The 21,284-nt window shown below is 56.9% G+C and carries 19 protein-coding genes; 8 read left to right on the top strand and 11 right to left on the bottom strand.

Annotated features, from left to right (window positions below; genetic code table 11):
* Window positions 1-41: 41 nt before the first annotated feature.
* The 6 genes from BC440_RS01540 to BC440_RS01515 all read left to right on the top strand — a co-directional run bounded on the left by BC440_RS01540 (window position 42) and on the right by BC440_RS01515 (window position 7,016).
* Entirely contained in the window at window positions 42-1,424 is a 1,383-nt protein-coding gene (locus BC440_RS01540; RefSeq protein WP_063095094.1) for a M20 family metallopeptidase, read from the top strand.
* A 272-nt stretch (window positions 1,425-1,696) separates the two neighbouring features.
* Complete coding sequence (locus BC440_RS01535) at window positions 1,697-2,956, top strand: ABC transporter substrate-binding protein (protein WP_110252648.1); 1,260 nt, start codon at window positions 1,697-1,699, stop codon at window positions 2,954-2,956.
* Between the two features lie 65 nt (window positions 2,957-3,021).
* Complete coding sequence (locus tag BC440_RS01530; protein WP_063095095.1) at window positions 3,022-3,915, top strand: sugar ABC transporter permease; 894 nt, start codon at window positions 3,022-3,024, stop codon at window positions 3,913-3,915.
* Window positions 3,915-4,793, top strand: coding sequence for a carbohydrate ABC transporter permease (locus BC440_RS01525; protein ID WP_007089754.1), 879 nt, complete (start codon window positions 3,915-3,917; stop codon window positions 4,791-4,793). The genes BC440_RS01530 and BC440_RS01525 overlap by 1 nt, the downstream gene beginning before the upstream one ends.
* A gap of 29 nt (window positions 4,794-4,822) precedes the next feature.
* Window positions 4,823-5,932: an ABC transporter ATP-binding protein gene (locus BC440_RS01520; RefSeq protein WP_063095099.1), complete on the top strand. Its 1,110-nt coding sequence runs from the start codon at window positions 4,823-4,825 to the stop codon at window positions 5,930-5,932.
* Window positions 5,933-5,969: 37 nt separating this feature from the next.
* Window positions 5,970-7,016 carry a LacI family transcriptional regulator gene (locus BC440_RS01515; RefSeq protein WP_065701675.1) on the top strand — a complete coding sequence of 349 codons (1,047 nt, stop codon included), beginning with the start codon at window positions 5,970-5,972 and terminating at the stop codon, window positions 7,014-7,016.
* Window positions 7,017-7,544: 528 nt separating this feature from the next.
* Here BC440_RS01515 and BC440_RS01510 read toward each other — a convergent pair.
* From BC440_RS01510 to BC440_RS01485, 6 genes are all read right to left on the bottom strand, one after another.
* The gene (locus BC440_RS01510; protein ID WP_063095103.1) at window positions 7,545-8,582 is read right to left on the bottom strand and encodes an L-idonate 5-dehydrogenase; all 1,038 of its coding nucleotides are present in this window, start codon (window positions 8,580-8,582) and stop codon (window positions 7,545-7,547) included.
* Window positions 8,583-8,593: 11 nt separating this feature from the next.
* Window positions 8,594-9,361, bottom strand: a complete 768-nt coding sequence (locus tag BC440_RS01505; protein ID WP_063095105.1) for an SDR family oxidoreductase — start codon at window positions 9,359-9,361, stop codon at window positions 8,594-8,596.
* A 24-nt stretch (window positions 9,362-9,385) separates the two neighbouring features.
* Window positions 9,386-10,585, bottom strand: coding sequence for a mandelate racemase/muconate lactonizing enzyme family protein (locus BC440_RS01500; RefSeq protein ID WP_063095110.1), 1,200 nt, complete (start codon window positions 10,583-10,585; stop codon window positions 9,386-9,388).
* Window positions 10,586-10,604: 19 nt separating this feature from the next.
* Window positions 10,605-11,909 carry a TRAP transporter large permease subunit gene (locus tag BC440_RS01495; protein WP_037992146.1) on the bottom strand — a complete coding sequence of 435 codons (1,305 nt, stop codon included), beginning with the start codon at window positions 11,907-11,909 and terminating at the stop codon, window positions 10,605-10,607.
* Window positions 11,899-12,426: a TRAP transporter small permease gene (locus tag BC440_RS01490; protein WP_063095112.1), complete on the bottom strand. Its 528-nt coding sequence runs from the start codon at window positions 12,424-12,426 to the stop codon at window positions 11,899-11,901. Before BC440_RS01490 ends, BC440_RS01495 begins: the two co-directional genes overlap by 11 nt.
* A gap of 62 nt (window positions 12,427-12,488) precedes the next feature.
* The gene (locus tag BC440_RS01485; protein ID WP_037992147.1) at window positions 12,489-13,514 is read right to left on the bottom strand and encodes a TRAP transporter substrate-binding protein; all 1,026 of its coding nucleotides are present in this window, start codon (window positions 13,512-13,514) and stop codon (window positions 12,489-12,491) included.
* Between the two features lie 172 nt (window positions 13,515-13,686).
* On the opposite strand from BC440_RS01485, the gene BC440_RS01480 reads away from it, so the two are divergent.
* Window positions 13,687-14,448, top strand: a complete 762-nt coding sequence (locus BC440_RS01480) for a GntR family transcriptional regulator (RefSeq protein ID WP_063095114.1) — start codon at window positions 13,687-13,689, stop codon at window positions 14,446-14,448.
* Between the two features lie 108 nt (window positions 14,449-14,556).
* A complete protein-coding gene (locus BC440_RS01475) occupies window positions 14,557-15,528 on the top strand; it encodes a 2-hydroxyacid dehydrogenase (RefSeq protein WP_196871083.1) in 972 nt (323 codons plus the stop codon).
* A gap of 118 nt (window positions 15,529-15,646) precedes the next feature.
* On the opposite strand, the gene BC440_RS01470 is transcribed toward BC440_RS01475, so the two are convergent.
* The 5 genes from BC440_RS01470 to murG are packed head-to-tail and all read right to left on the bottom strand — an operon-like array spanning window position 15,647 to window position 21,019.
* Entirely contained in the window at window positions 15,647-16,516 is an 870-nt protein-coding gene (locus tag BC440_RS01470; RefSeq protein ID WP_063095118.1) for a cell division protein FtsQ/DivIB, read from the bottom strand.
* Window positions 16,504-17,418: a D-alanine--D-alanine ligase gene (locus BC440_RS01465; RefSeq protein ID WP_063095121.1), complete on the bottom strand. Its 915-nt coding sequence runs from the start codon at window positions 17,416-17,418 to the stop codon at window positions 16,504-16,506. Before BC440_RS01465 ends, BC440_RS01470 begins: the two co-directional genes overlap by 13 nt.
* On the bottom strand, window positions 17,415-18,359 hold the full coding sequence (murB, locus tag BC440_RS01460) for a UDP-N-acetylmuramate dehydrogenase (RefSeq protein ID WP_063095123.1): 945 nt from the start codon (window positions 18,357-18,359) through the stop codon (window positions 17,415-17,417). Before murB ends, BC440_RS01465 begins: the two co-directional genes overlap by 4 nt.
* A 39-nt stretch (window positions 18,360-18,398) precedes the next feature.
* Entirely contained in the window at window positions 18,399-19,808 is a 1,410-nt protein-coding gene (gene murC / locus BC440_RS01455; protein ID WP_063095125.1) for a UDP-N-acetylmuramate--L-alanine ligase, read from the bottom strand.
* Between the two features lie 11 nt (window positions 19,809-19,819).
* On the bottom strand, window positions 19,820-21,019 hold the full coding sequence (murG, locus tag BC440_RS01450) for an undecaprenyldiphospho-muramoylpentapeptide beta-N-acetylglucosaminyltransferase (RefSeq protein ID WP_082822636.1): 1,200 nt from the start codon (window positions 21,017-21,019) through the stop codon (window positions 19,820-19,822).
* Between the last annotated feature and the right edge of the window lie 265 nt (window positions 21,020-21,284).

Below are 21,284 nucleotides of genomic sequence, written 5' to 3'. Positions count from 1 at the left end.
TGGGAATTGGATGGCTTATCGGAAAGAACAAGGATCAATCAATGTCAACGCGTGCTGATGCTATCGAAAATGTAACCCGGTATTTTGAAGATGGGCAGTTTATCGACGAACTGCGTCGAATGGTCGAACAGAAAACCGAAAGCCAGAAGCCCGATAATCTCGAAGCGCTTTATGGGTATCTTACCGATGTGATTGTGCCGATGGTGCGCGATATGGGGTTTGAAACCCGCATCATCGATAATCCCAAGCCCGGTTTCGGACCGTTCCTGTTTGCCGAACGACACGAAGGTGATGACCTGCAGACTGTTCTGACATACGGGCATGGCGATGTGATCCTCGCACAGGAAGGCGAATGGCGCGAAGGCCTTGAACCTTTCAAGCTGGTGATCGAAGGTGATCGGATTTACGGGCGCGGTACGGCGGATAACAAAGTGCAGCATTGCATCAATCTGGCGGCCCTGCGGTCGGTCATTCAGACACGTGGTGCATTGGGCTTTAACTGCAAGGTCATCATTGAGATGGGCGAAGAGGCGGGGTCGCCCGGCCTTGCCGAACTGTTTACCAATTATCGCGATCTGTTTGCCGCCGATGTCCTGATTGCATCGGACGGTCCGCGCCTGAGTGCCGAACGCCCGACCATGTTCATGGGGTCACGCGGGGCGATCAATTTTGCGCTGTCGCTTAAATATCGTGAAGGCGGCCACCATTCCGGGAACTGGGGCGGTTTGCTGAAAGACCCGATGATTGTTCTTTCGCATGCGATTGCATCCATCGTTGATCGTCGAGGACAGATTCAGGTACCGGAATGGCGTCCTGACAGCCTGAATGACGAAGTCCGGGAAGCCCTAAAGGATTGCGCAATCACCCAACCCGAAACCGGGCCGACAATCAACCCTGACTGGGGCGAGGAAAGCCTGTCACTGGCGGAAAAGGTTTATGGCTGGAACAGCTTTGCGGTACTTGCGGCAAAGGCCGGAAACCCTGAAAAACCGGTCAACGCCATCGCGCCTGAAGCTATTGCGCATTGCCAGTTGCGTTATGTGGTCGGCACGGATGCGGATGACATTCTGCCGGCTTTGCGCCGCCACCTTGATAAACATGGCTTTACGGATGTTGAAATCATTCCCTCGGCCAAGGGGTTCTTCCGGGCAACCCGGCTTGACCCGTCCCATCCGTGGGTCACGCGTGTACGCGATTCAATCATCAAGACCACCGGAACCAAACCGGCAATCCTGCCCAATCTTGGCGGGTCGCTGCCCAATGATACATTTGCCTATATCCTTGATCTGCCAACCGTCTGGGTGCCGCATTCCTATGCATCATGCTCTCAGCATGCGCCCAACGAACACATCCTGCAAAGCCTCAGCCGACAGGCCCTGCAAATGATGGCCGGTGTGTTCTGGGATATCGGCGACGCCGCCTGACCATCGCAAGCCATCCGAAAATTCGGGCGCCAGAAACCATGACAGGATCATGGCTGGCGCCTTTTTATATGAGGCGGAGTCTTCCGCGTTCCAGTTTCCGGCAATAACAAATGCACTATTTTGCGACGCAATAACGCAGTCGGATCAATCACAGGTTTTGCGCCTGTTGGCGGCTTTGCTGTACTGCAACGTTACAGGAGGCGCTTGACTTCGACCTGTAACGTTGCAGTAATCAACTGCCAAATCAAAAAAGCCAACAGGGAGGAAACAGCATGTTTCTTGGCAAAATGACATGTGCCGGGATCGGTATGATCGCGGCATTCGGGCTTTCAACCAGCATCGCATCGGCACAGCAAAGTGTGGAAGTCCTGCATTGGTGGACGGCGGGCGGCGAAGCGAAGGCGCTTCAGGTTCTTAAAAAGGATCTCGAAGATCAGGGTGTTTCGTGGAACGACATGCCGGTTGCTGGTGGTGGTGGCGAACAGGCCATGACCGTGCTGCGCGCACGCGTTACATCGGGCAATGCACCGACCGCGGTTCAGATGCTTGGTTTTGATATCAAGGATTGGGCGGGCGAGGGTGTTCTGGGCAATCTTGACGATCTGGCCTCAAAGGAAGGCTGGGAAGAAGTTGTTCCCGATGCCTTAAAAGAGTTTTCGAAATATGACGGTCACTGGATCGCGGCCCCGGTCAACGTCCATTCAACCAACTGGGTCTGGGCCAACAAGGCGATCTTTGATGAGCTTGGCCTGAAGCAGCCGACCAACTGGGACGAATTGATTGCGGCGCTCGATAAAATCAAGGATGCCGGTTACACCGCGGTCGCCCACGGTGGACAGGCATGGCAGGACGCGACGATCTTTGATGCGGTCGTCATGGCAACCGGCGGGCCGGAATTCTATCAGGCATCCATGATCGATACCGATCCGGACGCGCTGGGGTCGGACACGATGAAAACCGTGTTTGATCGCATGGCGCAACTGCGCACCTATGTTGATGACAATTTCTCGGGCCGGGACTGGAACCTTGCGACCGCGATGGTGATCAACAAGGAAGCCGGGGTGCAGTTCATGGGCGACTGGGCCAAGGGCGAGTTTCTGAATGCCGGCAAGGTGCCCGACACTGATTTCATGTGCTTCCGTTTCCCCGGAACACAGGATGCAGTGACGTTCAACTCTGACCAGTTCGTGATGTTCCAGGTTGGCGAAGACCGTCAGGACGCGCAGATGAAACTGGCATCAGCCGTGATGTCGCCAAGCTTCCAGTCGGCATTCAACGTGGTCAAGGGATCGGTCCCGGCGCGCACCGATGTGCCCAATGACGACTTTGATGCCTGTGGCAAAAAAGGCATGGCCGAACTTGCTGCTGCCAATGAAAAGGGCACACTGTTCGGGTCGATGGCGCATGGCCATTCGGTTCCGGCCGGGGTCAAAAACGCGATGTATGACGTGATTACCGCGCATTTTAACGGCGAATATGACAGTGCGGCCGCTGTCGAGGAACTCGTCAACGCGGTTGAATCCGCTCAATAAGACCAAAAACGAAACCGGCGGCCGGATAGCATCCCGGCCGCCGGACAAAGTGCGGAGCATCACCCATGCAATCATCCTTGCCCGGCAAGGCACAGGCAACCCTGCGGGAGGTTCTGCCCCGTCTGGTGCTGAGCCCCAGCCTGTTTCTGATCCTTTTATTCGTTTACGGATTTATCATTTACACCGGCTATCTGTCGCTGACCGACAGCCGGATGCTGCCCTCCTACGAGCTTGAGGGATTTGGCAACTATGCCAATCTGTGGGGGCAGCGAAACTGGCTGATTGCCCTGCAAAACCTTGCGATTTTCGGTATTCTTTACATTGCGATCTGTTCGGTGCTGGGGCTGGTTCTGGCGATCCTGCTGGATCAGAAAATTCGCGGCGAAGGCGTTTTGCGCCCGATCTATCTGTATCCGATGGCGCTGTCCTTCATTGTCACCGGCACGGCATGGAAATGGTTTCTTGATCCGGGGCTTGGTCTTGAAAACACCATGCATCTTTGGGGGTGGGAAAGCTTTACCTTCAACTGGATCAAGGATCGCGACATGGCGATCTATACCGTGGTGATTGCGGCGGTCTGGCAATCGTCGGGTTTTGTCATGGCGATGTTTCTGGCGGGTTTGCGCGGGATTGACACTGAAATCCTCAAGGCCGCCCAGATGGATGGTGCCAGCCGATGGAGCCTCTATACCCGTATCGTCATTCCGCAATTACGCCCGGTGTTCCTGTCGGCCTTTGTGGTTCTGGCCCATCTGGCGATCAAGGCCTATGACCTTGTCATTGCGCTGACCAATGGCGGGCCGGGGCGGGCGACCGAGCTGCCCGCGACGTTCATGTATTCCTATACCTTCACGCGAAACCAGATGGGAGTTGGGGCATCGTCGGCGGTGATCATGCTGGCGATGATTGCCTCGATCATTGTGCCCTATCTTTATTCCGAACTTCGGGAGCGCCGCTGATGTCGCGTTCAACACAATCCTCCTTTGGCACCGGAAAGCTGTTGCGGGCGGCCCTTTATGCGGTCCTGATCCTGTTTGCGGTTTATTACCTGCTGCCGCTATTCGTGATGCTGGTCAATTCGGTTAAGACGCTTGATGAAATCCGGGGCGGAAACATGATGTCGTTCCCCGAAATGTTCACCTTCGAGCCTTGGCTTACCGCGTGGTCACAGGCCCAGATCGGGGTCGAGCCGACGGGACTTAAACCCTATTTCATCAACAGCATCATGATGGTTGTACCGGCGGTCGCCATCTCGACCGGGCTTGGGGCGCTGAATGGGTATGTTCTGACCAAATGGCGGTTTCCGGGGGACAAGATCATTTTCGGGCTGATGCTGTTTGCCTGTTTTATCCCGTTTCAGATCGTCCTGATCCCGATGGCACGCGTGCTGGGCATGATTGGTCTGGCAGGCACGACCGGCGGGCTGGTTCTGGTGCATGTGGTTTACGGTCTTGGCTTTACCACGCTGTTTTTCCGTAACTATTACGCGGCGTTCCCAGACGAGCTGATCAAGGCGGCAAAGATGGACGGGGCCGGGTTCTGGCGGACCTTTACCCGTATTCTTCTGCCCAGTTCCGGGCCGATCATTGTGGTGACTGTGATCTGGCAATTTACCAATATCTGGAATGATTTCCTGTTCGGGGCGTCATTTGCCGATTTTGATTCGATGCCGATGACGGTTGCGCTCAACAACCTCGTTTCATCCTCGACCGGGGTCAAGGAATACAATGTGCACTTTGCCGGTGCGGTTCTTGCCGCCCTTCCGACACTGATCGTTTACATCGTTTCCGGGCGCTATTTCGTGCGCGGACTGATGGCCGGTGCGGTCAAGGGTTAGCTCATAAAAAGACTTACAGGGAAGTTATCATGTCCTTTCTGCAAATCGACAAGGTGTGCAAAAGTTTCGGTCCGATCAAGGTTCTGCGCGATATTACGCTTGATGTTGAAGAAGGCGGTTTTCTGGTGCTTGTCGGGCCGTCGGGCTGTGGCAAATCGACTTTGCTTAATACCATTGCCGGGCTGGAAAAGCTGACGACCGGGGAAATCCGCATTGCAGGCAATGTCATTGATGATCTGCCGCCGTCGGAGCGCAATATCGCGATGGTGTTTCAAAGCTATGCGCTTTATCCCAACATGAATGTCGGGCAGAACATCGCGTTTGGCCTTGAAATGCGCGGCATGCCAAAGGATGAGCGCGCCGCCAAGGTCGCCGAGGTCGCCAAGACGCTTCAGATCGAACATCTTCTGGATCGCAAGCCCGGCCAGCTTTCGGGCGGGCAGCGCCAGCGCGTTGCGATGGGCCGTGCGCTTGTGCGCAATCCGCAGCTTTTCCTGTTTGATGAACCGTTATCAAACCTTGATGCCAAGCTGCGCGTCGATATGCGCACCGAAATCAAACGCATGCATCAGACATTCGGCACCACGATTGTCTATGTCACCCATGACCAGATCGAAGCCATGACGCTGGGCACGCGGATCGCGGTCCTGAAGGACGGTATTGTTCAGCAATACGGCACCCCGGCCGAGATTTATAACGATCCGGCCAACCTGTTTGTTGCCGATTTCATGGGATCGCCCGCGATGAACCTGATCCCGGCGACGGTGCGGGGCAGTGCGGTTGAAATGGCGCGGGCGGGCGAAGAGCCGCTGATGCTTGAATTTCAACAACTGCCCGCGGATGTCCGGGCGCGGGACGGGCAGGAAGTCATTGTCGGCATCCGGCCCGAGGCGATCACCGATGCCGATAACCGGGCACTGGTGCGCGACGGGCAGCAGGCGGTCAGTGCATCGTGCCGGATTGATGTGGTTGAACCGGCCGGGGCGGATATTTTTGCCATCACGTCGCTGGGCGGCAAGGAGGTGGTGACCCGCCTGCATCAGGACTGGAGCGGGCAGGCCAACAGCCATGCCGAACTTGTGTTCAACCTTGAAAAAGTTGTGTTTTTTGACCCCGAAAGCGGCGTAAGACTGCGCTAGGTCCTGACCTTGGAATACCCCACGGAGGCTTTGACAACTGTCTGATCACGATCTTGCCGGGAAGGTTGAGCGCCCCGCCGCCCAAACCCGGCCGACCCTTAAAACCATTGCGGAAATGACCGGTCTTGGTGTGACGACGGTGTCGCGCGCGCTTAAGGATGCGCATGATATCAGTGCGAAAACCAAGCTGCGCGTGCGCAAGGTGGCAGATGCCATCGGCTATCACCCGGACCGGGCCGGGGTGCGTTTGCGGACGGGAAAAACCAATGTTATCAGCCTGATCCTTGATCAGACCGACAAGGTGCCGGAATTTGCCAGACGGCTGATTGTCGGCATTTCCGATGTCATTCGCGGTACGCCCTATCACCTTGTTGTAACACCACAATCACGTGCCGATGACCCGATGGACCCGGTGCGATATGTGCTTAATACCCGGGCTGCCGACGGGGTGATCATCACCCATATCAGGCCCGATGATGAACGGGTGCAGGCCCTGAGCCAAAGCGGACTGCCGTTTGTGGCGCATGGCCGGTGTCTTTCGGCACCGGGTCATGCCTATCACGATTTTGATAACCGGGCGTTTTGCGAGATGGCGGCAAGGCGTCTGATTGCGCGGGGGCGCAGGCGGCTGGCGCTGCTTTCGCCGCCGTCGGAATTTTCATATTATCAGGAAACGCTGGCCGGGCTTGCCGCGGTGGCGGAGGCAGAAGCTGTGCCTTTTCAGGTGCTTGGCGGGATAGACCTTGATAGCAGCAGCGAGGTTTTGCGCCAGGCCGGCATGGCATTGCGTTATCAGGATTATGTGCCCGACGGGGTGATTTGCGGCAGCGAGCTGTGTGCGATGGCGCTGATTGACGGGATGATCCAGTCGGGGATGGATGTCGGGCGGGACATCGATGTGATCGCCAAGGAAACGTCGGATTTGCTGAACTTTACCCGGCCCCGGATCGACAGTTTGCGGGAGGATCTGATCGTGGCGGGGCAGCAATTGGCGACCCATCTGCTGGACATGATCGAGGGGCGGGAAGGGGCAAATCTGCAATCGCTGAGCGCGCCGATCCCGGTCTGGCGCAACGATATTTAAGCGGCCGATTTCCCGGACTTATTATTCATTTAAAGTGAAAAATAAGATCGATTATTCATTTTTGGTTGTTAATCGCTTTTCGGGCGTGAATCATCGGCCCGGCAAAGCGTAAAAACAGCGTTTTTATTTGTATGAGGAATTGATTTTCAAAACCGGCATTTCAGGCAGGTTTTCAGCCCCAACCTGCCAGATAAATCCCGGAAATCCGCCATTAATATTATTTGTATGAGGATTTATTCAGGGTGCTTTGCGGGCAGGGCATGTAGCGTGGGGCAGAGTTACCTTTTTTGGTGGGTTGAGGTGTTGTTGGTGGCCCGAGATCAGGCAGACAAAGATGGGGGCGAGCGGGCGGGGGCGACAAGTGTGTTGCGCACCTGTGAATGCTGTTTAACGCGGTCGCGTGCGTATGGCCTGCATCTTTGCCCCGAGATAGATCGTTGCAGCGAGTGCGGGCAAGGTTATCGAGGTGTCTTGCCCGCCCCGGTGATCCGCGCGGCGATAGGGGCGCGCGGACGAATAGGTCAGCCGTCAGCCGAAATCCAGTTGTACTTTCATGGATTGGCTGCGATCAGAGGCAAGGTCGAAGGCGGTTTTGGCGTCCCGGAAGGGCAGCACCGAGCTGATGATCGGTGAAACGTCAATGACCTTGCGGTCAATCAGTTCTGCGGCCTGGGCAAATTCCGCATCAAAGCGGAAGCTTCCGATCATTCTGACTTCTTTGGTGACGGCGAGACTGAGCGGGAGTTCGCCATTGCCGCCAAGGCCGACCGTGATGATGGTGCCGCCCGGTTTGACCGCGTCGAATGCATTGGCAAGCGCCTGCGGGCTGCCGGAGCATTCAAAGACCACATCCTGCGTGCCCTTGTTCATGCCGAGCGTTTTGAAGGCATCGGCATTGCGGGCAACATCGATGCAGCTATTGGCACCTGCCTTTGCCGCAATATCCAAGGCGGCCTTTGACAGGTCGGTCGCGGTAATCCAGTGCGCCCCGGAATGGGCGGCGGCCAGAATGGTCAGGCAGCCGATGGGACCGCAACCGGAAACGAGGACTTTTTTCCCCGACAGTGCCCCGGCCTGACGCACCGCATGCAGGCAGACGGCCAAGGGTTCGCTGCAGGCGGCGTGTTCCATATTGATGTCGGGGGACAGTTTGACCAGTTGTTCGGCGGGCAGGTTGATCTGTTGGCGGAACAGGCCCTGTTGATGGGGAAAGCGCATTGCGCTGCCAAAGAAACGCATGTCGGTGCATTGGTTGCGCATGTTCGCGCGGCAATACTGGCATTGGTTGCATGGCATGGAGGGATTGACCGCGACCTTGTCATTAACGGCAAGGCCGGTCACGTTTTGACCAACGGCAATGATCGTACCGGCGACTTCATGCCCGAGAACCATCGGTTCGCGGATTTTAACCGTGCCAAAACCGCCGTTATGATAGTAGTGCAGGTCAGAGCCGCAGATGCCGCCCTTGTCGATCTGAACGGTTATCGTGCCCGGTTCCGGTGCGCCGGGCTGGTCGATCTGATCGACACGCAGGTCATGGGGTGAATGTATGACAACAGAGTACATCTAAGATCACCTTAAAGAACGGAAATCATGCCGCCATCGGCATAGATGATCTGACCGTTCACATAGTTCGACGCATCCGAGCAGAGATAAATCGCCGTACCGATCAGCTCGTCAGGCCGGCCCCAGCGGCGTGCGGGGGTGCGTGCCTTGACCCAGGCGTCAAATTCCGGGTTGGATGTCAGCGCCGCGTTCATGTCGGTAAGCATGTAACCCGGACCAATCGCGTTGGCCTGAAGGCCGTGTTCGCCCCATTCGGCTGCCATCGCCTTGGTCAGCATTTTGATGCCGCCCTTGGCGACGGTGTAGGGGGCGACGGTGGCACGTGCCAGTTCGCTTGTCAGTGATCCGATATTGACGATTTTGCCATGCCCGCGTTTGACCATGCGTTTGGCGGCTTCGCGGCCAATCATGAAGGCGGATGTCAGATTGGTATCAATCACGCGCTGCCAGTCGGCGGTGTCGAGTTCCAGCATGGGTTTGCGGAACTGGATACCGGCATTATTGATCAATATGTCGATCTGCATACCGGACGTATCGAAGCGGTCAAAGGCGGCCCTGATTGCGGCTTCGTCGGTGACGTCAAACAGGGACATATCGACTTTCATACCCGCATCAGACATTTCCTTGCAGGCCTGCGACAGACGTTCGGAATTGGTGCCGTTCAGGATGACGGTGGCCCCGGCGGCAGCCAGACCTTCGGCAAAGGCGCGACCAAGACCGCGGGAAGAGCCGGTTATGAGGGCTGTTTTACCGGCGAGCGAGAAAAGTTCGAGAGACATGTTTCCTCCAACGGGCTTTTATTTTCAGGCTTTGCTTTCGCGGACGGTCAGGTCGCTGCGATCAAAGAAGGATTTCTGCAATTCGACACCAAGGCCGGGGCCTTCCATCGGATAGACATAGCCGTTTTCGATTTTCGGAACGGCGGTGACCAGTTCATTGTACCAACCCTTGTAGAAGGCGCGGACACTTTCCTGAATGAGGGTGTTTGGCTGGCTGAACGACATGTGAATGGCGGCGGCAAAACCAACCGGCCCGATGCAGTCATGCGGGGCAAACGGGCGATGCCATGTTTCGGCCAGGGCGGCGATTTTCTTGCCTTCGGTAAGGCCGCCGGTCCAGCACAGGTCAACCATGACCACATGGGTTGCATCACGGTCGAGCATATCCTTGTAGGGCCAGCGTGATCCCAGTGTTTCACTGGCACAGGTCCAGACATCAGTGGATGCGGCAAATTCTGCCAGAGCCTGCGGCGAGTTCATGCGGATCGGGTCTTCGTACCAGGTCGGGCTGAACTGTTCGAGTTCGCGGGCGATCTTCTTGGCGGTCGGCAGGTTCCATTGGGAATGGAATTCCACCATGATTTCCATTCTGTCGCCCACGGCCTTGCGGATTTCTTCGAAGGGACGGATCGCCTTTTTCATCTGTTCGGCGGTGATGTACTGGCCGCGTGTTTCGGCCGCCATCGGATCAAATGGCCAGATTTTCATGGCCGTGATGCCGGATTCCAGAAGGTTTTCGGCCAGTTGGGCGGGGCGGTTCATGAAACCGTCCAGATCCTCATAGGGGCCTTCCGGTTCGCCAAGGTTCCAGTTCGATACGGGTTTGATATTGTTGGTGCGGACATAGCGATAGCCGGCACAGGTGTTGTAAATCCGGATTTTATCCCAGCACAAACCGCCCAGCATCTGATGGACGGGCTGGTCGCAGACCTTGCCAAAGATATCCCAAAGGGCAATGTCGATGGCGGATGCCGCACGATATTCCGCGCCCGTCGATGATTGTGCCATCGGCAGGTTGACCATTTCCTTGTGCAGGGCTTCGATGTGAAGGGGGTTCTGCCCGATCAGGCGTCCGGCCAGCGTGTCGTGAATGTGTGCTTCGACAGCACCGGCACCATAGAAGGTTTCGCCAAGGCCGGTAATGCCCGCATCCGTTTCGACATGGACCCACAGGACATTGGCAAATTCGTCTACGCGGTAGGTTTTGATTGCTGTGATCTTCATTTTCTTATCCGAATTCAGATTAATTGAGTATTTCCGGGAGCCATAGCGCGATGGACGGGAAGGTGAGCATCAGCGCCAGGAAGGCGATCTGAATGAGCATGAAAGGCCAGAGAGACGCGAAAATCGTCTGAAGGGTGATTTCCGGCGGGGCGACGCTTTTGAGATAGAAAGCAGCCGGACCAAAAGGCGGCGAGAGGAATGCCACCTGCATGGTCAGCGAGAAAAGCACCCCGAACCATACCGGGTCATAGCCAAGCTGGGTGACGATCGGCACAAAGATCGGAATGGTCAGAAGCAGGATGCCGATCCAGTCCATGAACAGCCCGAGTACGATGAAGATCGCCATCATCAGCATGATCGTGACAACAGGTGCGATATCCAGACCGGTGATCATGCCGGTGACAAAGCGCTGGCCGCCCGAAAGATTGTAAATGGCAATCAGCGATGCCGCGCCAAACGTCACCCACAGGATAATCCCGCAGGATTGCAGGGTGCGTGTCAGGGCCTGCCACAGCATGGTTATGTTCAGTTCGGATCGCAGGGCGATGATAAGGATGGAGACGCCAACCGCGATGCCCGCGGCCTCGGTAATGGAGGTCACCCCACCGTAGATGCAGCCAAAAACGATGCCGATCAGGACAAGTAGTGGCAGAACGCCGCGTAAGAAATCCTGTTTTGTGAAGGGCTCGGTTTTTTCCGGTGCCTTTGGGGTCAGGGCCGGATTAAGCGTGCAGCGAATATAGATATAGGCAAAGTACGCAAAGGCGAGCGCGAAGCCCGGTACGAAGGACGCCAGAAAGAGCTTTTGCACCGAGACATCGGCGGTCAGGCCGTAAATGATCAGGACAATCGAAGGCGGCACCATTGTCCCGAGTGACCCGCCCGCGCAGATGATCCCGATGGAGAGTTTCCGGTCATATTGCAGGCGCATCATCTGTGGCAGGGCAATCAGACCAAGCAGAACGATTTCGCCGCCGATGATGCCGCTTATGGCGGCCATGAAAACGGAAATGATCAGGGTTACGGTCGCAACGCCGCCCTTCAGATTCCCGAAAACCTTGAACAGGGCATCGTAAAGATCCTGTGCCAGCCGGGAGCGTTCCAGCAGGGTTGCCATCAGAATGAAAAGCGGTACGGACAGCAGCGAATATTCGGTCGCAAGCCCGTAAACCGTTTTGTGGGCAAGTGCGATGACCGCCGGACCGAATTTAAGATAGCTGACAAGGACGGCAAGCGACCCGGCGGCGAAAGCCAGCGGAACACCCAGCGCCATCAGGGCAAAGACGCCACCGACGAGGATAATGGAAATGAGTTCAATCGACACGGTTGTCCTCCGTGACTGATTCTGCGGTGTCTGCGGGGATGCCACGGAACCTTTTGACGCAGTTGATGATCCCGTAGAGCGCCATCAAACCGGTTGTCAGAACAATGAGCGGCTTTACCGTTGCCGGGATCGGCGGGTTCCACGCCGTGCCAAACGGTTCCCAATTCATCAGGGATTGCCACGAACTGGGCGCGCCGAACCATGCAATGCCCAGACAGAATGTCAGGCAGCAGGCCAGCGTGATGAGATCGAATATGCGCTGGAGCCATGCGGGGCTTGCGTCATAGAGGACGGTAATTCTGAGATGCTGGTCTCTTTGCATGGCATAGAGGCCCGCAGCCAGAAACAGGATTGCCGAGAGCCACAAGGCCAGTTCATTGGCCCAGATTGTCGGGGTTCTGAATATGTAGCGTGCGATGACTTCGTAAAAAGTCACCCCGACAATGATCAAAAGAAGTAGGGAAAATAGTGCGACGACGAATTGAAAGCTGCGCACGCGTTTCGGGGTTGCCTGCATCGCGGACCTCCAGAAAAGCCCCCGGGGGAAACCCCCGAGGATCAGAATGACGGACTTGCTGGTTAGTCGAGGATGCCGTTTTTCTTCATGTAGGCGATATGTGCGTCATAGGCCGCCTTGGCTTCGGGGCTCCGCGTTGCCCAGTCGGCCCATACGTCCTGTGCCGCCTTGCGGAATGCCAGACGGTCTTCGTTGCTCCAGTCTTCAAGGGTGACGCCGGCCTCGGTCAGTTCCTTGGCGGCTTCCTGATCAAGCTTGTTTGATTCTGCGATGACTTCCGGGGCAATCGTTGCAATGGCGTCCTGCATTGCCTTTTGCTGGGTGTCGTTCAGCGCATTCCATTTTTCCAGATTAATCGCGATATGTTCGATCGGCATGGAATGGAAGCCCGGATAGGTCGCGTATTTGGCGATGTCATAGAGGCCGAGTTTCTTGTTCACGGCGAGTGTGGAGGCATCGGCCCCCGAAACCGTGCCGGTGGACATGGCGGTGAACACTTCGCCAAACGGCATCACAACCGGGCCTGCGCCAAGTTTCTGGAAAATTTCGGATTCCATGCCCGGAGGCGAGCGGAATTTCCAGCCCTTAAGATCATTGATCCCGGCAAGCGGGGTGGTTGAGCTTAATGACTCGGGGGTTGCGATGAACACACCGACAAGATGCATGTTGAATTTGTGATACAGCTCGTTTGCGAGGTCGAGACCGCCATCCTTGTACCAGCCAAGAAGCTGTTCCGGGGTGCTGTAGCCGCCCATGATGTCGCCATAGAACTGGAAGGCAGGGTTTTTGCCGGTGATATAGCCCGCACCGGTTGCGTCACCGTCAATGATGCCCATGCTGGATGCTTCGAAGGCCTCGTTCGAATTGACGACCGACGAACTGGTGTGCATTTCGATCTGCACCGTGCCATCGGAATATTCTTTGACAAGGTCGGCAAACCGCAACAGTGCCTTGCCCTGCAATGACGAGGCGTTGTGATGTGTCTGGAATTGCAGCGGGGTCGGGTCGGCCGCGAAGGCCTGTGAGGTGGTGAAGGTCAGAAAGCCGGTGGCGGCCAAGGCGGTTAATGTTTTTGTTAGTTTTTTCATGTCGTTGGTTCCTCCCTTATGTGACATGTTGTGATATTTCACGAAACATCAGTAACATGTATCAAGCGGGAACTTCAACAGGTTTTACTTTTCCATCCATGGGAATGTGTATATATGGTATTGAATAAAAACAAATATATTGTGACTTTTTATGAAATTACAGAGAGAAATAATGGCACCGAAACAGAAAGATAAGGCCATTTCAGGCGATTCTTCCGAGCCGGGAAAAACGGGATCGGGCGGGGGCAAAAACTTAAACGAGCTTGCCTATAACAAGCTTGAAGAACTTATCGTGACCTGTGAATTGAAGCCGGGCAGTTATCTGCGCATACAGGATTTGCAAACCGCAACCGGTATCAGCCGCACGCCGGTTCATCAGGCGGTCACGCGCCTGTCAGCCGATACCCTTATGATCATTCAGCCCCGCCAGGGCATCCAGATTGCGCCGATTGACCTGACGCGCACCCATTTGCTGTTGCGGCTGCGCCGCGATATGGAAAGGTTTGTCGTGTCGCTGGCGAGTGCGCGGGCGAGTACGTCGCACAGAAGTCAGATGCGCCACCTGATCGGGCTTTTGACCACGCATCGCGACAAGATGACGATTGTCGAGTTCAACGAATTTGACCGCCGGATTGATCAGATGATGCTGGCGGCCTGCGGCGAGCCGTTTCTTGAATATACCTTGCGTCCCCTGCATACGATTTTCCGCCGTCTGGGGTGGATTTATCATACGCAGACGGATGATGGGGTGTCGCTTGACGTGACCATCGACAGCCATCTGGATGTTCTGAATGCGGTTGTCGAGGGCAAAAAGGATGAGGCACTGGTTGCGTCGGACAAGCTGATCGAGTTTGTGGATGCGATGTTCCCGGTTCTTGAAAGCAGTATCGCGCCGAGCATTTTTGACGTGACGCAGGACTTTGATCCATTTTGAGATAGGGGCCGGAGGGCCAATAGGGTTTTGCGATTTTCCTGTTGAAATTTTGTGAAATATCAGAAAATATCAAGCCGCAAAAATAATAACCATATGTGGGAGGATTTCGTGAAGGTCGTGTTCCATGGGGCGAATGCCTCGACTTTTCATCCCGGTTTTGCCGAATTGCTTGATACGGCGCATGAGCTTGTTCTGTTGCCCGATCATCTTGGCAGTGAGGCGGATCGCGAAGCCTATGCCACGGCGGATGTCATTATCGGTATCAGGTTTGATGACAGTTTTCCAACGCCGCGTAACCTGAAACTTTATCAGGTGCCGGGTGCGGGCTATGACGGCATCCGAGTTTCGGACCTGCCGGTGGATGCCGATCTTTGCAATTGTTTCGGGCATGAGATCGCGATTGCGGAATATGCGATGTGTGCGTTGCTGTCGCGTCATGTTCCGCTTGGCGATGCCGACGCGCGTTTGCGCAAAGGGGACTGGAAATACTGGGCGGGTGGCCCATCTGGCATGAGAACGGAGCTTGGCAATACCACAATCGGTATTCTGGGTTACGGGCATATCGGCAAGGCGATTGCTCAACGCGCCAAGGCGTTTGGCATGAATGTGCATGTTGCCAATCGTTCCCGCCCTGAGGATCAGAGCCAGATCGATGCGTTTCATGCCATTGATGATTTCAGGGAAATGCTGGCGCATGTGGATGTTGTCGTGAATACGCTGCCGCTGGCGGCCAACACGACCGGCCTTGTCGATGGCAAGGCGTTTGCCAACATGAAGCCGACTGCGGTTTTCATGAATGTCGGCCGCGGTGGGGTGGTTGATGAAGAGGCGCTGTTTGGGGCATCAAAAGACGGCCTGATCGCACATGCCTTTATTGATACATGGTACCAGTATCCGGGCGGACCGGACGCGGTGACCTATCCCTCCCGCCTGCCGTTTCATGAGCTCGGCAACATTACAATGACGCCGCACATGTCGGGCTGGACCCATGGCACGATTGAACGGCGCAGAAATGTCATGGCAGATAACGTCAACCGTATCTGTCAGGGATTGGCACCAGTCAATCGGATTGCAAAATAAGGTCGTTTGACCGCATCGCCCACCGGCCGGACGGTTGATTTTCGACCGACCGGCTATCCCCGGAGCAGAAGCCGCCCTTTTGCTCCGGGTCTTTTGTTAGAGAAAACGGTGCGCGGCCTTAGGCCGCGTTACCTTTTTTTGGCGGGTTGCGGCGTTGTTCGGCAGCACCGGGGGTCAGGCGGACAAAGGTGCGATCAGGCAGGCGCAGATCGACGATCAGCACGTCGCGTGACAGGATGTGATGTTCCTGATCAAGCTGATCGAGGCGGGCCCAGGCCTTGTCGATGTTTTCTTCGGGCAGGCGGATGAACATGCCGTTGGCAAGCTGGATGTTCCAGCGGCGGTTGCCGATGCGCTGTGCGCCGCTGACCATGTCAAACAGGCGCGGGATGGATTTGAGCGTGGTGAGCATTTCGCTGGCATGTTCGGGGGCGTCCGCGCCGACCACGACCGGCAGGTCAAGATAATCGCCCAGTTCATAATTCTGAAGCTGCGCCCCGTCGGCATCAATCACCACATGGCCGGTATCGGTCTGCCACAGGGCGACCGGCTGGCGTTCGGTGATCGAGACGATCAGGGTGTTGGGCAGGCGGCGTTCGACAATCGCATTGCGGACCCAGGAAAGCTGTTCGATGCGTTCGCGCGCGGCATCGACATCAAAGGTGACAATCGGGGTGCCGGGTTTCTGGCCGATGGCGGCCAGAAGGGCTTCGGGGTCGGTCTTTTCACGCCCCCGGACTTCGATGTTTTTCACCGTCATGCCAAATTCGGCGGAAAGGCGGATCGCCTCCACCTCGGCGACGGCATACCATTTTTCGGCCTTGCCGGTATACCACAGCGCAAAGGGCCCGGCGATCAGCAGGGCCGTGAGGCTCGACCACCAGAAAACACGCACCAGTTTTTTCAGGTTGGCACCAACGCCGTGCTGCTGTTGAAGCTTCTCGCGGCGTTCGCGCGCCTGTTCTTCGAGGGTTCCTAACGCTCGCATGAGGCGTCCTCGACCATCCAGGCGACAATGTCGGCGAAGCTTAGACCGTCGTGACGGGCGGCATCGGGGACAAGCGATGTCGGGGTCATGCCGGGCTGGGTGTTGATTTCAAGGATCGCGACGCGGTCATGGGCCGGGTCATAACGGAAATCGGCGCGTGCAATCCCGCGACAGCCCAGCGCACGATAGGCCTTTTCGGCGCAATCCTGAATTTTGGCGCGAAGGTCGCCGGGGATATCGGCCGGGATGATATGTTCCGAGCCGCCCGCGACATATTTTGACTCAAAATCATAAAAGGCGTGATTGCCGGTCATGATTTCGATGATTTCCATCGCCTTGCCATCCTTGACCGCGACGGTCATTTCACGGCCGGGAATGAATTCTTCCTGCATCACGCCATCGCCATGCATCCATTCACGCGCCAGCATGTTCTGTTCTTCCTCCGGCGTCAGGATAATTTCCACCCCGACAGAAGACCCCTCGTTATTGGGTTTCAGGACATAGGGTGGGGGCAGGGCATTGCCCGAGGCGATTTCATCGCGCGAGACCCAGACGTGGCGGGCGCAGGGGATGTCATATTCCATGAACATCGCCTTGGCCGACATTTTATCCATGGCGATGGAGGATGCGCGCACACCGGAATGGGTATAGGGAATGCCCATGATTTCAAGCAACCCTTGCACGCAGCCATCCTCGCCCCAGCGGCCATGCAGGGCGTTGAACACGACATCGGGTTTGGGATCGATGGCGGCAAGCTGCGCGGCGAGATCACGACCGGCATCGATTTCGGTGACGCGATAGCCCTTTTCACGCAGCGCCTTGATGCATTCCGTGCCCGAGGACAGGGAAACGGGGCGTTCTGCGGACCAGCCGCCATAAATGACGGCGACATGCTTGCTCATGCGTCTTTTCCTATGATCGAGTGTCCCAGTCGGTCGCCGATGCGCCGGATTTCCCAGCGCAGATCGACGCCACAATGTTTTTTCACGCGCTCGCGCACGGTTTCGCCGAGTTCTTCGAGATCAAAGGCGGTGGCATTGCCCAGATTGATCATGAAATTGCAGTGTTGCGGCGACATCTGTGCGCCGCCAATCGTCAGCCCCCGGCACCCGGCGGCATCAATGACTTCCCATGCGCGATCCGGCAGGGGATTGGCGAAGGTCGATCCGCCGGTGCGCGATTTGATCGGCTGTGATACCGCACGGGCTTCGTGGATTTCATCCATGCGTTTGGTGATCTCGGCCGGGTCGCCCGGCCTGCCACGCAGGATGGCGGATGTGAAAATCCAGTCTTCGGGCAGGCCGCAGTGCCGATATGTCATATCCATCGCCTTGGCGGTGACGGTATGAAGGTCGCCATTGCCGTCAATCGCATTGGCGCTGACCAGAACATCCTTGATTTCCGCGCCATAGGCCCCGGCATTCATGCGAAGCGCGCCGCCAATCGTGCCCGGAATGCCAGACAGAAATTCCAGCCCGGCAATCCCGGCGTCGCGCGCCATTTGCGCGACGTTGAGATCAAGCGCACCGGCCCCGGCATGAATTTCGCCGTCCTTGATGATGGCATCGGTAAAGGGCCGACCAAGGCGGATGACCACCCCGCGAATGCCGCCATCACGGACCAGAAGGTTTGATCCGACCCCGATGACGGTGATCGGAATTTCGGCCGGGCGGTTTTTGATGAAATCGGCGAGATCCATTTCATCAGCCGGGCGGAACATCACATCTGCCGGGCCGCCGACCTGAAACCAGGTGACCTTGGACAATTGTGCGCCTTCGCGCAGCTTGCCGCGCACCTTTGGCAGGCGATCAATAAGCGGTGTGTGATGTCCCGGCGTGCTCATGACAAACTCGTCAAATCCGTTTCAGGTTTCGGTTCAGTCTCAGTTCTTAAGCGCTTCAAGTTGGGCGGGCAGGGCGTTGGCCCATGCGCTGATCGATCCGGCACCGAGGCAGACGACCAGATCGCCCGGTTTGGCTTCTTTGGCGATCATGCTTGCCAGTGATTCCGGCCCTTCAAGGGCGGCAACGTGGCGATGGCCGCGATTGCGAAGCCCTTCGACCAGTGCGTCGCGCGTGGCACCCTCAATCGGGCTTTCGCCAGCTTCGTAAACGTCGGCGACGATCACGCTGTCGGCGTCGTTAAAGCAGGTGCAGAATTCCTCGAACAGGTCATGCAGGCGTGAATAGCGGTGTGGCTGGACCACGGCGATCACGTTGTTTTCGGTTGCCTTGCGGGCGGCCTTCAGCACCGCCTTGATTTCGACCGGGTGGTGGCCGTAATCATCGATGATGGTGACACCATCAACTTCGCCGGTTTTGGTAAAGCGGCGTTTGACGCCGGTGAAACCGTCAAAGGCGGAGACGATTTTATCGTCAGGAATGCCAAGTTCGAGGGCGACCGTGATCGCGGCCAGCGAGTTTGACACGTTATGATCGCCAACCATCGGCAGGCGGACATCCCTGATCACGCGTTCGGCGCTATCGACGCGTTCGCGAATGACGACGTCAAAGGTGCTTTGGCCGATTTCGGTGCGGACATTAACCGCACGGACATCGGCCTGTGGGGAGAAGCCAAAGGTAAAGATGCGGCGATCCGTGACCTTGCCGATCAGGGCCTGGACTTCGGGATGGTCGATGCACAGAACGGCAAAGCCATAGAACGGGATGTTCTGAACGAAGTTCTTGAACGCCTCGCGCAGCTGATCAAAGTTTTTCCAGTGATCAAGATGTTCCGGGTCGATATTGGTCACGACCGAAATGGTCGAGGGGACCTTAACAAAGGTGCCATCAGACTCATCGGCCTCGACCACCATCCAGTCACCATCGCCAAGGCGCGCATTGGTACCATAGGAATTGATGATGCCGCCATTGATCACGGTCGGATCAAGCCCGGCAGCGTCCAGCATGGTCGCGACCAGCGAGGTGGTGGTGGTTTTGCCGTGCGTGCCGCCAACCGCAATCGCGGCCTTAAGCCGCATCAGTTCGGCCAGCATTTCGGAGCGGCGAACCACCGGGATCATATCGGCGCGTGCGGCGACGACTTCGGGGTTGTCGGGTTTGACAGCGGTGGAGATCACCACCACCTTGGCGTCTTCGACATTGGCGGCCTGATGGCCGACGAAAACCCTGATCCCCAGATCGCGCAGGCGCTGCACATTGGCATTGTCGGAAATATCCGATCCCTGCACGGTGTAACCAAGGTTGTGCAGGATTTCGGCAATGCCGGACATGCCGATGCCACCAATACCGACAAAATGGATGGTGCCGATGTTGAGCGGCAGGGTGTTCATGGAGTGTCTCCTCATACCTTCTGGGGGTCTTTCTTTGTCATGTTATCATTATCGGGGCTACCGGCCGGGTTCAGCCCCAGCAGATCCAGCACCATGTCGGCCAGCCGTTCGGCGGCATTGGGGCGACCGGTGGCCTTGGCAGCCTTGGCAGCACGGGTGAGTGCGGCCGGGTTTTGCAGAAGCTTGGTCAAACGCTCGCTTAGAATTTCGATTGTAAACCGGTCCTGCGACATCAGCCACGCGCCACCTGCTTCTTCGACCTGCTGGGCGTTGAAACGCTGGTGATCGTCAATCGCACTTGGCAGCGGCACCAGAAGGGCCGGACGACCCGCTGCGGTGAGTTCGGCGACGGTGGAGGCACCGGAACGCGCAATCACCAGATGGCAGTCGCGCAGACGTTCGGGGATGTCATCGATAAAGGATGCCAGGGTCACATCAATGCCCGAACCCTCATAGGTTTTGCGCACGGCCTCAAGGTCTTCTTCGCGGGCCTGCTGGGTCACGATCAGGCGGTTGCGCAAATCACGCGGCAGGGCGACCAGTGCGGCGGGCAGGATTTCGGACAGAACGCGCGCGCCCTGCGACCCGCCGGTAATCAGCAGGCGCACCGGGCCCTCGGATGTCGGGGCGTCATATTCGGTGCTGGCAAGCGCGGCGACCTCGTGGCGGATCGGGTTGCCGGTCCAGATGACCTTGGCTTCGTCATTTGGCGCGATCAGTTTGACCGTCGGGAAGGATGTCGCGATGCGCTGTGCCGCCCCCGCAACCATCCGGTTGGCCCGGCCCAGCACCGCGTTCTGTTCATGAATGGCAAAGGGAATGCCAAGCCACTTGGCCGACAGGGTGGCGGGGATGGAGGCATAACCACCAAAGCCGATGACCGCGGCGGGGCGGGATTTTTTCAGAAGGGATCTGGCCTTCATCGTGCCAAGGCCAAGGCGAAGTGCACCGGTCAGACGGCCCTTAAGACCCTTTCCGGCAATGCCGCCCGCCGGCAGGATGATGGTTTCAACCCCCTCGACCCCCTCGGTATAGCGCGATGCACGGGCATCGGTAAAAAACAGCACATGCGCGCCGCGCCTGACAAGGGCGCGCGCCAGTGCAACCGCCGGAAACATATGGCCGCCGGTGCCGCCCGATGTCAGGGCGATCACCTGTCCTGCCAACGGGTGTTCCATCGGGGAAACTTCAATATTCTGGATGTCGGTCATCAGATCCACATATGCAACGACGGTTTGCCCCTATCAGAACCCGAGAAAGGTTAACATCCCTTCAAGCGCGGGCGTTTGTAGGGGAGGATTTTGTCGTTTTTTTGAGGGTGGATTGGTGGGTTTTGAGGTTTTGGGATGTGGGGCTCGGTTGATGGGGCAGGCGAGACCGAGCCTGTGGCGCGATGGACTCCGGAGACTCACACCACAAGTGCAACATCAGTTATAGTTGGTGTTGCGATGGGACAGGAATACAGGCAGCTCGGCC

Source organism: Thalassospira sp. MIT1004, from assembly GCF_001858545.1.
Classification (GTDB): Bacteria; Pseudomonadota; Alphaproteobacteria; order Rhodospirillales; family Thalassospiraceae; genus Thalassospira; species Thalassospira xiamenensis.
The sequence above is the reverse complement of the archived record's forward strand: the minus strand, read 5'-3'. Positions and strand labels throughout refer to the sequence as shown.

Excerpts from the sequence above, each read along its gene's own strand:
- BC440_RS01540 (WP_063095094.1), top strand. The coding sequence starts at position 42 with ATGTCAACGCGTGCTGATGCTATCGAAAATGTAACCCGGTATTTTGAA.
- BC440_RS01535 (WP_110252648.1), top strand. The coding sequence starts at position 1,697 with ATGTTTCTTGGCAAAATGACATGTGCCGGGATCGGTATGATCGCGGCA.
- BC440_RS01530 (WP_063095095.1), top strand. The coding sequence starts at position 3,022 with ATGCAATCATCCTTGCCCGGCAAGGCACAGGCAACCCTGCGGGAGGTT.
- BC440_RS01525 (WP_007089754.1), top strand. The coding sequence starts at position 3,915 with ATGTCGCGTTCAACACAATCCTCCTTTGGCACCGGAAAGCTGTTGCGG.
- BC440_RS01520 (WP_063095099.1), top strand. The coding sequence starts at position 4,823 with ATGTCCTTTCTGCAAATCGACAAGGTGTGCAAAAGTTTCGGTCCGATC.
- BC440_RS01510 (WP_063095103.1), bottom strand. The coding sequence starts at position 8,582 with ATGTACTCTGTTGTCATACATTCACCCCATGACCTGCGTGTCGATCAG.
- BC440_RS01505 (WP_063095105.1), bottom strand. The coding sequence starts at position 9,361 with ATGTCTCTCGAACTTTTCTCGCTCGCCGGTAAAACAGCCCTCATAACC.
- BC440_RS01500 (WP_063095110.1), bottom strand. The coding sequence starts at position 10,585 with ATGAAGATCACAGCAATCAAAACCTACCGCGTAGACGAATTTGCCAAT.
- BC440_RS01490 (WP_063095112.1), bottom strand. The coding sequence starts at position 12,426 with ATGCAGGCAACCCCGAAACGCGTGCGCAGCTTTCAATTCGTCGTCGCA.
- BC440_RS01485 (WP_037992147.1), bottom strand. The coding sequence starts at position 13,514 with ATGAAAAAACTAACAAAAACATTAACCGCCTTGGCCGCCACCGGCTTT.
- BC440_RS01480 (WP_063095114.1), top strand. The coding sequence starts at position 13,687 with ATGGCACCGAAACAGAAAGATAAGGCCATTTCAGGCGATTCTTCCGAG.
- BC440_RS01470 (WP_063095118.1), bottom strand. The coding sequence starts at position 16,516 with ATGCGAGCGTTAGGAACCCTCGAAGAACAGGCGCGCGAACGCCGCGAG.
- BC440_RS01465 (WP_063095121.1), bottom strand. The coding sequence starts at position 17,418 with ATGAGCAAGCATGTCGCCGTCATTTATGGCGGCTGGTCCGCAGAACGC.
- murB (WP_063095123.1), bottom strand. The coding sequence starts at position 18,359 with ATGAGCACGCCGGGACATCACACACCGCTTATTGATCGCCTGCCAAAG.
- murC (WP_063095125.1), bottom strand. The coding sequence starts at position 19,808 with ATGAACACCCTGCCGCTCAACATCGGCACCATCCATTTTGTCGGTATT.
- murG (WP_082822636.1), bottom strand. The coding sequence starts at position 21,019 with ATGACCGACATCCAGAATATTGAAGTTTCCCCGATGGAACACCCGTTG.